9 protein-coding genes are annotated in these 11,971 nt (G+C 75.3%); 4 read left to right on the forward strand and 5 right to left on the reverse strand.

Going from position 1 to position 11,971, the window contains the following annotated elements; all coding sequences use genetic code 11:
- Positions 1–29 precede the first annotated feature (29 nt).
- Both ABZ459_RS01275 and ABZ459_RS01280 read left to right on the forward strand, forming a co-directional pair.
- The gene (locus ABZ459_RS01275; RefSeq protein ID WP_357964447.1) at positions 30–656 is read left to right on the forward strand and encodes a cupin domain-containing protein; all 627 of its coding nucleotides are present in this window, start codon (positions 30–32) and stop codon (positions 654–656) included.
- Positions 653–2,071, forward strand: a complete 1,419-nt coding sequence (locus ABZ459_RS01280) for an FAD-binding oxidoreductase (protein WP_357964449.1) — start codon at positions 653–655, stop codon at positions 2,069–2,071. The genes ABZ459_RS01275 and ABZ459_RS01280 overlap by 4 nt, the downstream gene beginning before the upstream one ends.
- An 18-nt stretch (positions 2,072–2,089) precedes the next feature.
- On the opposite strand, the gene ligD is transcribed toward ABZ459_RS01280, so the two are convergent.
- Both ligD and ABZ459_RS01290 read right to left on the reverse strand, forming a co-directional pair.
- Positions 2,090–3,286, reverse strand: coding sequence for a non-homologous end-joining DNA ligase (ligD, locus tag ABZ459_RS01285; RefSeq protein WP_357964451.1), 1,197 nt, complete (start codon positions 3,284–3,286; stop codon positions 2,090–2,092).
- Between the two features lie 29 nt (positions 3,287–3,315).
- A complete protein-coding gene (locus tag ABZ459_RS01290; protein WP_357964453.1) occupies positions 3,316–6,531 on the reverse strand; it encodes a BTAD domain-containing putative transcriptional regulator in 3,216 nt (1,071 codons plus the stop codon).
- A 55-nt stretch (positions 6,532–6,586) separates the two neighbouring features.
- Between ABZ459_RS01290 and ABZ459_RS01295 the strand changes: the two genes are divergently transcribed.
- Positions 6,587–7,867 carry an FAD-binding protein gene (locus tag ABZ459_RS01295; RefSeq protein ID WP_357964454.1) on the forward strand — a complete coding sequence of 427 codons (1,281 nt, stop codon included), beginning with the start codon at positions 6,587–6,589 and terminating at the stop codon, positions 7,865–7,867.
- A 5-nt stretch (positions 7,868–7,872) separates the two neighbouring features.
- Here the strand turns inward: ABZ459_RS01295 and ABZ459_RS01300 are convergent, their stop codons facing one another.
- Positions 7,873–8,940 (reverse strand): winged helix DNA-binding domain-containing protein, encoded by a 1,068-nt coding sequence (locus ABZ459_RS01300; RefSeq protein WP_357964456.1) that lies wholly within the window; start codon positions 8,938–8,940, stop codon positions 7,873–7,875.
- Positions 8,941–8,945: 5 nt separating this feature from the next.
- A complete protein-coding gene (locus ABZ459_RS01305; protein ID WP_357964458.1) occupies positions 8,946–10,118 on the reverse strand; it encodes an epoxide hydrolase family protein in 1,173 nt (390 codons plus the stop codon).
- A 62-nt stretch (positions 10,119–10,180) separates the two neighbouring features.
- On the opposite strand from ABZ459_RS01305, the gene ABZ459_RS01310 reads away from it, so the two are divergent.
- Positions 10,181–11,155, forward strand: a complete 975-nt coding sequence (locus ABZ459_RS01310) for a YafY family protein (RefSeq protein WP_357964459.1) — start codon at positions 10,181–10,183, stop codon at positions 11,153–11,155.
- A 51-nt stretch (positions 11,156–11,206) separates the two neighbouring features.
- Here the strand turns inward: ABZ459_RS01310 and ABZ459_RS01315 are convergent, their stop codons facing one another.
- Positions 11,207–11,950 (reverse strand): crotonase/enoyl-CoA hydratase family protein, encoded by a 744-nt coding sequence (locus ABZ459_RS01315; protein WP_357964460.1) that lies wholly within the window; start codon positions 11,948–11,950, stop codon positions 11,207–11,209.
- Positions 11,951–11,971 lie beyond the last annotated feature (21 nt).

The following is an 11,971-nucleotide window of genomic DNA, read 5'->3' on the forward strand; positions in this document are numbered from 1 at the left end:
TTGTTCAGCCTGACCGATCGAGAGGTTCGATGACGGACCTGGGCACCCGCATCCGGGTCTACCGAGGCATGCGCGGCATGACCGTGCGCGCCCTGGCCGGCGAGGCCAAGGCGAGCCCCAGCTTCATCAGCCAGCTCGAACGCGGGCAGACCAGCGCGAGCATCGGCATGCTGCGCAGGATCGCCTCCGCGCTCGGCATCACCGTGGCCGACCTGTTCAACGAGGACGACGAGCCCGCCCACCGCGTGGTGCGCCGCGCCGAGCGTCCCGAGCTGGCCACCGCGCCGGGCACCCGCAAGTTCCTGATCTCCCAGCGCCCGCTGCGCACTGTGGAGATGTACGCCGGCGAGTTCGACCCCGGCGCCTCCACCGGCGACGAGCCGTACACGCACGGCGACTCGCAGGAGATCTTCCTCGTGCTGCGCGGCAGCCTCACGCTCTGGCTGGGCCCCGCCGGGTCCGCCGCCGCGCACCCGCTGGGGCCCGGCGACAGCGTGGAGTACCGCACCTCGGTCCCGCACCGGGTGGTCAACGACGGCGACGAGACCGCCGAGGTGCTCTGGGTGATCAGCCCGCCCACCCCGTCCGCCGGGGAGAGAGCGGACGGGGAAACAACGGACGGGCAAGCAGCAGCCGTGGAGGCAGAACAGTCATGACAGGCATCCCGCTCACCGACGACTTCGCCAACGGGGGCGTCTCGTTCTGGTACCGGCAGATCGGCCTGCCGGCCAGGCGGCCCTCGCTGCCCGGCTCCCGCGAGTACGACGTGGCGATCGTCGGCGGCGGCTACACCGGCCTGTGGACGGCGTACTACCTGAAGAAGGCCCAGCCCGACCTGCGGATCGCGATCCTGGAGAAGGAGTTCGCCGGGTTCGGCGCCTCCGGGCGCAACGGCGGCTGGCTGTCGGCCGAGTTCGCCGGCTCCCGCGAGCGGCACGCCCAGGCCCGCGGCCGGCAGGCCATGATCGACCTCCAGCACGCCATGTTCCGCGCGGTGGACGAGGTCATCGACGTCACCCGCGCCGAGGGCATCGACGCCGACGTGCACAAGGGCGGTCTCGTGCACGTGGCGACCAACCCGGCCCAGCGGCGGCGGCTCCGCGAGGAGGTCGCCGACCTGCGCTCCTGGGGGTACGGCGAGGACGACATGCGGCTCATGGACCGCGACGAGCAGCGCGAACGCCTCCAGGTGGCGGGCACGCTGGAGGCCGCGTACTCGCCGCACTGCGCCCGCGTGCAGCCGGCCAAGCTCGCCGTCGGGCTGGCCTCGGCCGTGGCCGCGCTGGGCGTGGACGTCTTCGAGGGCACGACGGTGACCGAGATCCGGCCGCGCGTGGGCGGCGGCAAGGCGACCGCGCACACGCCGCTCGGCATCGTCTCGGCCGACTACGTCATCCGCGCCACCGAGGGCTTCACCGCGTCACTGGCCGGGCAGCACCGGCAGTGGCTGCCGATGAACAGCTCCATGATCGTCACCGAGCCGCTGCCCGCCGAGGTGTGGAAGCACATCGGCTGGGCCGGGCACGAACTGCTCGGCGACCAGGCCCACGCCTACGTCTACGCCCAGCGCACGGCCGACGACCGGATCGCGATCGGCGGGCGGGGGGTGCCGTACCGGTTCGGGTCGCGCACCGACCGCCGGGGGGCCACCCAGGCGCGGACGGTGGCGCTGCTGTGGCGGATGCTGGTGAAGCTCTTCCCGGCGGCGGCCGACGCGCGGGTGCAGCACTCGTGGTGCGGGGTGCTCGGCGTGCCGCGCGACTGGTGCTCGACCGTGCACCTCGACCACGCGAGCGGGCTGGGCTGGGCCGGCGGGTACGTCGGCAGCGGCGTCACCACCACGAACCTGGCCGGGCGCACGCTGCGCGACCTGGTGCTGCGGCGGGACACCGAGCTGACGGCGCTGCCGTGGGTGGGCCGGCAGGTGCGGCAGTGGGAGCCGGAGCCGCTGCGGTGGGCGGGCGTGCAGCTCATCTACACGCTGTTCCGGGCCGCCGACCGCCACGAGAACGACCGCGGCACCGGCACCTCGCTCTACGCCCGCCTCGGCAACCTCGTCTCCGGCCGCTGACCCGCCCCACCGGACCGGTCAGGGGCCGCCGGCGCCCTGCCAGGGGTCGTAGTCGACCTCCAGCGGCTCCTGCGCCGGCCGCTCCTGCTCCGGCACGTGCTGGAGGTTGACCCGGATCCGGTACCACACGCTGCTGCGCCCGCGCATGCCGTCGACCAGCACGTCGGCGGGCTCCAGCAGGGCCGCGACCTCGGGGTGGCGGGCCTTCCAGCGGTCGAGCCCGGCCAGGGCCTCCTCCTTGTGCTGGGCCCTGGCGATCTCGACGACCGGCATGGTCTGCTGCCTGCGCCCGCTGCCCTTGGGCGGCTTGGGCGCGGGCCCGAGCTCCTCGGCCAGCTCCAGCAGGCCGTCGAGCGAGCCGGCGTGCAGGTCGATGTCCTCCCACGGGTCGCCGATCTCGGCCAGCCGCTTCGGCACGCTGTCGACGGTGAACTCCTCGGGCCGGCAGCCGGGCACCTCCTCCCAGCTCAGCGGGGTGGACACGCGGGCGTCGGGCACCGCCCGCACCGAGTACGCCGAGGCGACCGTGCGGTCGTAGGCGTTCTGGTTGAAGTCGACGAACACGCCGTGGCGCTCCTCCTTCCACCACCGGCTGGTCGCCAGGTCGGGGGCCCGCCGCTCGACCTCGCGCGCCACGGTCTCGGCCGCCTTGCGCACCTGGGCGAACGACCACCGCCGGTCGATCCGGGCATAGACATGGAACCCCCGCGACCCGGACGTCTTGGGCCAGGCGACCAGCCCGTGGTCGGCCAGCACCTCCCGCGCCACCTGCGCGGTCGCCAGCACGTCGGCCCACTCGACGCCGGGGACGGGGTCGAGGTCGATGCGCAGCTCGTCGGGCCTGGCCAGGTCGTCGGCGCGGACCGGGTGGGGGTTGAGGTCGACGCACCCGAGGTTGACCACCCAGAGCAACTGCGCCAGATCGGTGCAGACCACCTCTTCGGCGCTCAGCCCGGACCGGTAGCGCAGCTCGGCCACCTCGATCCAGTCGGGCCGCTTGGCCGGCGCGCGCTTCTGGAAGAACGCCTCCTGCTCGATGCCGTGGACGAACCGCTTGAGCACCATCGGCCGCCCGTGCACGCCGCGCAGCGCCGCCTCACCGACCGCCTGGTAGAACCGGATCAGGTCGAGCTTGGTGTGGCCGGACCGCGGGAAGACCACCTTGTCGGGGCTGGTGACGCGGACGGAGCGGCCCGCGACCTCGATGTCAGGCATGAGATCACGATACGCGGCGGGTCCGACAGTCAGCCGGGACGCCACCCCCGGCTGCGCGTCTCCCAGTACGTCAGCCCGAGCCGCCGGTGCAGCTCGACGGCGGCCTCGTTGTGCTCGCGCGCCTCCCGTCCGCGGCCGAGCCGCCGGGCCAGCTCGGCCAGCACGTCGTGCACCGAGCCCCAGGCGGCGCTGCCCATGCCCATGACGATGAGCTGGCCGGCGATGGGCAGCAGCCGTTCGTACAGCTCGGCGGGGTCGGGCGTGCCGAGGCGGGCGGCCACCAGCCCCCAGACGGGGTGCAGGAAGTCCGCGGCCCAGTCCTCGCGCAGCTCCACCCCCCAGCGGCCGATCAGCTCCCGGGCGAGCTCCGGCCGCCCGGCCTCCAGCGCCGCGAGCACGGCCAGCGGGCGCACCGGGCTCATCAGCGGCCGCTCCCCCGCCGCCACCAGCTCCTCCAGCAGCTCCGCGCCCCGGCCCTGGCCCCGTCTGCAGGTGTAGAGGGTGCCCAGGCGGCGCGCCTCGATCCCCCACAGGCTGCCGCCGAACGCGAGCCCGGGGAAGCGGCCGAGCAGGGCCTCGGCCTCGTCCCAGCGGGCATGCAGGGTGTGCGCGGCGGTCTGCGAGACGCGGACCATGGCCTCCAGCTCGGGCCTGGCGACCTCGTGCAGGAGCTGCTCGCAGCGGTCCAGGTCCCTGGCCCACTCGGCCAGGTCGCCCGCGCGCAGCAGGCACGACATGCGCAGGACGCGCCCGACCAGCCGGGCCTCCCTGGGCAGGCCGGGGACGGCCAGCATCTCCTCGGCCGCCCTGCGCCGCGCGTCGTTGCGGCCCGGGACGAACCCGGCGATCAGGTAGTTGTTCAGCGCCTTGGCCAGCAGCATCGGGTCGTCCAGGCCGCGGGCCAGCTCGACGGCCGCCAGCGCCAGCCGCTCGCCCTCCGCGCGGCGCGGGCCGTAGTGCAGCTCGATGCCGAGCGTGCCGAGCAGCGCCGCCCTGGACGCCGGGTCCACACCACCGGCGAGCAGGTCCTCCAGCACCGCGACCATCGTCTCGTCCACGACGCCGTACGGCCGCCAGTTCCACACCGACAGCCCGCCGAACACCGAGACCGCGGCCACCAGCGCGTCCTTGTCGCCGAGCCGCTGGGCCTGGGCGACGGCCTCGTCCAGGTCGCGGTGGGCGCCGGCGGCGTCGCCCAGGCTGCGGCGGGCCCGGCCCAGCTCGGTGAGCAGCCGGCAGCGCCGCGGCGAGTCGCCGGGCGGGAGGTGGGCGAGCGCCAGCTCCCACAGCTCGACGGCCTCCTGGTAGCCGTGCCGGGCGGCGGCCTGGGCGGCGGCCTCGCCGGCGTGCGTGACGGCCTTGGGCGCGCCGCCCAGCCTGGCCGCCGCGGCGAAGTGGCCGGCCAGCAGCGCCGGGTCGGCGCCGGGCACGCTCTCCAGGTGCAGGCCGGCGCGCAGGTGCAGCCGGGCGCGGGCGAGCGTGGTGAGGCCGGCGTCGAGGGCCTGGCGGACGAGGGCGTGCGAGAAGCGGTAGTCGGCCGCCTCGGTCAGCAGCCCGGCGGCCAGGGCGGGCTCCAGGCCGGTCATGACCTCCTCGACCGGCTGCTCGACGAGCGCGGCCAGCAGGTCCACCTCGACCTCGCGGCCCGCGACGGCGGCGGCCCTGAGCAGGTCCAGCGTCGGCCCGGGCAGCCTGGCCAGCCTGCGGTCGATCACGTCGCGCGCGCCGGGCGGGACGAGATGACGTTCGCGTTCGGGCAGCCGCAGCAGCTCGGTGAGGTAGAACGGGTTGCCGCCGGAGCGGTCGAGCAGTTCCCCGGGGTCGGCGCTCACCTCGCGCAGGCGCAGGAAGTCGCGCACCCCGTCGGCGTCGAACGGCGCGAGCGGCAGCCTGCGGCCCTCCCTGGACAGGGCGGCCAGGGTCTCGCGGAGCTGGGCCGGGTGGCCGGCCGGCTCGGGCCTGAGCGTGGCCAGCACCAGGGCGGACGTGCCCGCCAGCTCGCCGGCGACGTGACCGAGCAGCTTCAGCGACGAGGCGTCGGCCCAGTGCAGGTCCTCCAGCACCAGCAGCAGCGGGCCGCCGCGCAGCGAGTCGAGCACGGCGTCGTAGAGGTCGAACAGCTCGGCGTGCGGCGACGGCGGGATCATGCCCGCCCGCGTCCACGGCCAGAACGCCGGGGCCCTGGCGTCGTCCAGGCACCTGCCCCACTCCACCCGGAACCCGCGGGCGGCGGCCAGGTCGGCGGCGGCCCTGGCCAGGCTGGTCTTGCCGATGCCGGGCTCGCCGGTGACCAGCGCCGCCCCGCCCCGCCCGGCCCGCGCCGCGCCCAGCAGCTCCTCCAGGGTCCGCAGCTCCGCCTCCCTTCCCACCAGCCGCTCCCCCGCGCCCCGGCCGGCCACCGGCACGGGCTGCGGCGGGGGCTCCGGGGCGGCCTCCGCGTCCTTCTGCGTCCCCCGGTCCTCCGCCGGAGTGGCGGTCGTCGCGCCGGGGGCGTCCAGGGCCGGGGACTGGTCGAAGACGGCCTGTTCCAGACGTCTGAGCTCCGGTCCCGGCTCGATGCCCAGCCGTCCGGCCAGCAGCCCGCGCACCCGGCGCAGGGCGGCCAGCGCGTCGGCCTGCCGGCCCGCCCGGTAGAGCCCGAGCACCAGCAGCCGCCACGCCCGCTCCCGGTACGGGTACGCCTCGGCCAGCGACTCCAGGTCGGGCACGGTGGCCTCGCCCAGCTCCAGCCGCGCCTCCAGCCGGTCCTCCTCGGCCGCCAGCCGCAGCTGTGCCAGCCGGGTCGGCACCTCGGGCGCCAGCCCAGGGAACTCGGCCAGCGGCTCGCCGCGCCACAGGCCGAGCGCCCGGTCGAGCACCCGCGCCGCCTCGCCGTGCCGTCCCTGCCGCACCAGCCGGGCGCCGTCGGCCGTCCAGGAGGCGAAGCGGGCGACGTCCGTCTGGCCGGGCGCGATGTCCAGCAGGTAGCCGGGCTCGCGGGTGAGCAGCACCCGGGGCGGCGTGCGCGGCCTGCGTCCGGGTTCGAGCACCCGCCGCAGGTGCGACACGTACGCCTGGAGCGTGGCGGTGGCCTTGGCCGGGGCCTCCCCCGCCCACAGCTCGTCGATCAGCCGGTCGAGCGGCACGATGCGGCCCGGTTCCAGCGCCAGCATGGCCAGCACCGCGCGCTGCTTGCGGGTGCCGAGGTCGAGGCGGCGGCCGTCGGCGTCGTCCACCTCGAGCGGCCCGAAAAGTCTGAACTCCACAGACCTCAAGTCAACCCCAATTCCCACGCAAGTGGGGCGACGCATCATCGATCACATGAACGAACTGAGGAACATGACGGCCGGCCCGGTGCTGCTTCCCGGCGACGACGGCTTCGACCAGGCGCGACGGCCCTGGAACCTGGCGGTGGACCAGCCGGTGCGCGCGGTGGTCGAGGCGGCCGACGCCGACGACGTGGCCGCCGTGATCGGCTACGCCCGCCTGCACGGCCTGGCGGTGACCGCGCAGCCGGGCGGCCACGGCGCGTCGGGCGACACCGAGGGGACGATCCTGCTGCGTACCGGCCGGCTGGGCGGGGTGGAGATCCGCGACGGGGTGGCGCGCGTCGGCGCGGGCGTGAAGTGGGGCGAGGTGCTGGCGGCCGCGAGCCCGCTCGGGCTGACCGGCCTGGCGGGCAGCTCGCCGGTGGTGAGCGTGACCGGTTACACCCTGGGCGGCGGCCTGAGCTGGTTCAGCCGCAAGTACGGCTTCGCCGCCGACAGCGTGCGCGCCGTCGAGGCGGTGGACGCCGACGGCGGCCGGGTCAGGGTGACCGCCGAGCGCGACCCCGAGCTGTTCTGGGCCCTGCGCGGCGGCGGCGGCGACTTCGCGATCGTGACGGCGCTGGAGTTCGACCTGCACCCCGCGCCCTTCCTGTACGGCGGCCGGATCATCTGGCCGGCCGACCGCGCCGAGCGGGTCATGGCGGCCTTCCGCGAGGTCACCGCCGACGCGCCGGAGGAGCTGTCGGTGTGGTTCCAGCTCCTGACGCCGCCCGGGGCCCCCGGCTTCGTCATGGCCGACTGCACCTACCTCGGGGCCGACCCGGGGGCGCTGCTGCGGCCGTTCGAGGCGGTGGGCGGGGCGATCGCCGACACCAGGCGGCGGCTGCCGGTGGCCGACCTGGCCTCGATCTGCGACGAGCCGGTCGACCCGAGCCCGGGCGTGGGCCACACCGAGCTGCTGACCAGGTTGGACGACGAGGTCGCCGGCGTGCTGGCCGGCGAGCCGATCGAGCCGCTGCTGGCGGTGCAGGTCCGGCACCTGGGCGGGGCCGTGGCCAGGCCGGTCGAGGGCGGGGGCGCGGTGGAGCGGCTGACGGAGCCGTACCTCGTGCACGCGCTGGGCCTGCCGTCGCCGGAGGTGTCGGAGCGGATGGAGCGGCTCGGCAAGTCGCTGGTGCCGTTCAGCACCGGGCGGCGTCCGTTCACGATGCTGCACGGCGGGGAGCAGGCGGCGGCGGCCTTCTCGCCCGAGACGCTGGCCAGGCTGCGCGACCTCAAGCGCGCCCGCGACCCGCTCAGCGTCATCAGGTCCAACTTCCCGGTGCTCGGCTGACCGGCCTACGGTTCGTCGAGGACCAGGTCGTACGTCTCCCGGGGCGCCACGAAGGCGCACAGCCGGGCGGCCTCGGCCAGCAGGGCGTCGCGATCCGTGCGGGGCAACGGGGTGAACGGCCGGATGCGCAGTGTCCGGTCCCGGATCTGCCAGGTGCCCTGCCACATGCCGTCGACCAGGAAGGTGCCGGTGGTCGCGCCGTTGCCCGGTGGGAGCGGGACGGGGCGGTTGCCGGGGATCACCCGGGTCCGGTCCTTGTGTGACAGCAGCAGATTGTCGTATTCGGGGAGGAATCTGGGCGGGGCGGGCACGTCCTCGGCCGGCCGGGGCGCGTCGGGCAGGTCGTACAGCACCTGCCGCTCCTCCCCGCGGAACACCCGCAGGGGCAGCCGCTCCACCACCTCGCGCAGGTGGGTCAGCCCGGACCACAGCTGGACGTCCGCGACACTCGCCGGGCCGAACGCGCCGAGATAGCGCAGCACCAGCGCGTCCACCGGCACCGGACGCAGCGGCGCGCCCAGCCAGCTCTCCACGGGCGTCCACGCGGCGGGGCCGGTGCCGCCCCAGACGCCCCGGGGCGGCACCTGGCACAGCGCGAGGTGATGCGTGGCCGCGTAGGCCAGCGCGCTCGGATCGGCGTCCGGCCGGCTCTCCGCGAGCAGCCTGCCCAGCTCACCGCGGGTGCGCGGCCGCTCCGCCAGCAGCCGCCCGGCCTGTTCGAGCAGCGCCTCCCGGTCCACTTCGCCGAGACCGCGGCGGAAGTGCGCGCGGAAGTCGGCGGCGTGCAGCGGGTGGAACAGCGCGCGCCAGCCCAGGCAGTCGCGCGCGCTGACCAGGTGCACGGTGTTGCGCATCAGGTGCAGCCGCACCACCTGGCGCTGCTCGGTCAGCGCCGACAGCTCGCCCGGCGCGAAGCCCCGCAGCCGGGTCCACAGCCCCACGTACGGGGCGAGCGGCGCCTGGGACTGCATGCCGCCCAGGTGCTCGATCGCGTCGACCGCCCGGACCGGCGCGCGTTCCAGCAGGTACTGGCGGGCCAGCGTGGCCCGGTTGAGGCGACGCCGGCTCAGCACGTCGCTCACCGCAGCGGCCCGAAGAAGTCCCGCAGGTCGGCCGCCAGCACGGCGGGGGCCTCCATCGCGGGGAAGTGCCTGCCGCGCTCGAACTCGCTCCAGTGCGCGTCGGCCGGCGCGGGCACCAGCCTGCGCACCGTCTCGTCGGCGCCGAAGACCGCGAACCCCTGCGGCACGGCGGGCGGCGCGCCCCAATCGGCGGAGTGGGCCTGCTCGTACAGGGTGTGCGCGGCGGAGGCGCCGGAGCCGGTGAACCAGTACAGGCTGACCGTGGTGAGCAGCTGGTCGCGGTCGACCGGCAGGTCGGTCCACTCGTGGACCTTCTCGGCGATCCAGGCCAGCTGCAGCAGCGGCGAGTCGGCCAGGCCGTAGCCGATGGTCTGCGGCCGGCTGTTCTGGATCGCCAGGTAGCCGGAGCCCTCCTTCCGGAAGGCGTCCATCCGGCTCAGGATCAGCTTGTCGACCGGGTCGTCCGGGTCGAGCCGGTCGGCGATCCCCGGCATGAAGGTGGCGACGTTCGCGGCGGTGAACGGATCGGTCACCACGTGCACGCCGACGACGTGCTCGCCGTCGAGGCCGGCGAGCAGGCCGGACACGCCCGCGCCGACGTCGCCGCCGTGCACGCCGTACCGCTCGTAGCCGAGCCGGCCCATCAGCTCGGCCCAGGCGCGGGCGGTGCGCCCCATCGACCAGCCGGTCCCGCCCAGCGGGGTGGAGAAGGCGTAGCCGGGCAACGACGGCGCGACGACGTGGAACGCCTGGCCCTCGGCCGGGTCGACCAGCGGCTCGATCAGGTGCAGGAACTCGGCGACGGAGCTCGGGTAGCCGTGGGTGATCAGCAGCGGCCTGGCGTCGGGCCGGTCGGACCTGACGTGCAGGAAGTGCACGCGCTGGCCGTCGATCTCGGTGGTGAACTGCGGGTAGCGGTTGAGCCGTGCCTCCTGGGCGCGCCAGTCGTACCGCGTGCGCCAGTACTCGGCGAGCTCCTTCAGGTGGCCCAGCGGCACGCCGCGGGTCCATTCCACGCCGGGCAGCTCGCCGGGCCAGCGGGCGTGGGCGAGCCGGTCGTGCAGGTGGTCGACGTCGGCCTGGGGGATCTCGACGCGGAAGGGCTGGATGTCGTCGCGCACGGCGCTGCTCCTTGTCAACGGCACGGCCATGAGTGCTCTTGCGCTCATGCGGAGAAGACTAGGAACATTCACGGAAAGGATCGTTCCTAGATTGTCGTCAGGATCGAAGAATGCTGGAAACCTCGGCGCGGCTGCTGCGCCTGCTGTCCCTGTTGCAGGCCCGGCGCGACTGGACGAGCACCGAGCTGGCCGGCCGGCTCGGCGTCACCACCCGCACCATCCGCAACGACGTCGGCCGCTTGCGCGCGCTCGGCTACCCGGTCGACGCGCGGCCGGGCGTGGCCGGCGGCTACCGGCTCGGCTCGGACGGCGCCCTGCCGCCGCTGCTGCTGGACGACGACGAGGCGGTGGCGGTCGCCATCGGCCTGCGTACCGCCGCGAGCGGCTCGATCACGGGGATCGAGGAGACCTCGATGCGGGCGCTGGCGAAGCTGCAGCAGGTGCTGCCCGCGCGGCTGCGCCACCGGGTGAGCGCCTTCCAGGCGTACGCGCTGCCGATGCCGTCGCGCGGCTCGCAGGTGGATCCCGACGTGCTGACCGTGATCGCGAGCGCGTGCCGCGACCATGAGCGGCTGCGCTTCGACTACCGGGCGCATTCCGGGGCGACCGGCCGGCGCTCGGTGGAGCCGTACCGCCTGGTGCACGACCGGCGGCGCTGGTACCTGGTGGCCTGGGACGTCGACCGGGACGCCTGGCGCACCTTCCGGGTCGACCGGATCGAGCCGCGGACGCCCACAGGACCGCGCTTCACGCCCCGCGAGCTGCCGCCCGACCACGAGATCACGGCGCGGGTGGCCCGCGGTGCCGGCGAGGCGACCTGGCGCTACCGCGCGCGGGTGATCGTGCACGCGCCCGCCTCGCACGTGCGGGACCGGCTGCCGATCCCGGTGGAGGTGCAGCCGCTGGGCGAGGACCGGTGCGTGTTCGAGCCGGGCTCGGACCATCCGGAGATGCTCGCCCTGCACCTGGGCATGCTGGACGCGGACTTCACGGTCGTGGACTCGCCGGAGCTGGTGGCCGCGCTGCGCGCGCTGACGAGCCGCTACCAGCGCGCGATCGACGCCGCCGGCCAGGCACCCGGCTAGCCGGCCCGGCTCGGGAACGCCGCGCCCGGCCAGGCGCCCGCCGGTGCCGCCCTAGGCGAGGTCGCCGTGGCGGCCCGCGCCCGAGGCGAACCTGGCGGCGCCCTCCGCCGCGTCCGGCAGCGAGACCAGGCCGTGGCGCAGCTCGTTGCGCATGGCCTCCGCCTCGGGCAGGCCGTGCTGCTCCAGCAGCGACATGCGGTCGCCACGCAGGCACGCCTGCGGGAACGCGGCGATCCGCGCGGCCAGCTCCTCGGCGTGCCGCCGGGCCGTGCCGGTGGGCACCAGGCGGTTGACCAGGCCCATGTCACGGGCCTCCGGGGCGCTGACCGCGCGGCCGGTGAGGATCATGTCCATGGCGTGGGAGGCGCCGACGAGCCGGGGCAGCCGCACCGTGCCGCCGTCGATCAGCGGCACGCCCCAGCGGCGGCAGAAGACGCCGAACACCGCGTCCTCCTCGGCCACCCGCAGGTCGCACCAGAGGGCGAGCTCCAGCCCGCCGGCCACGGCGTGCCCGGCGACGGCGGCGATCACCGGCTTGGACAGGCGCATCCTGGTGGGCCCCATGGGGCCGTCGCCGTCCTCGCCGACGTGGTTGTCCAGCGCCTTGAGGTCGGCCCCGGCGCAGAACGTGCCGCCCTCGCCCCACAACACCGCCACGGCCGCGTCGGAGCGCTCGAAGTCGCCGAACGCGTCCGTGAGCGCGTCGGCGGTCTTCCTGTCCACCGCGTTGCGCGCCTCCGGCCTGCTGATCACGACGGTGGTGACGGGCCCCTCGCGCTCGACGCGTACGGTCATGCGACCCTCCTCCGGGGAACG

This window comes from Nonomuraea sp. NPDC005692 (assembly GCF_040631115.1).
Classification (GTDB): Bacteria; Actinomycetota; Actinomycetes; order Streptosporangiales; family Streptosporangiaceae; genus Nonomuraea.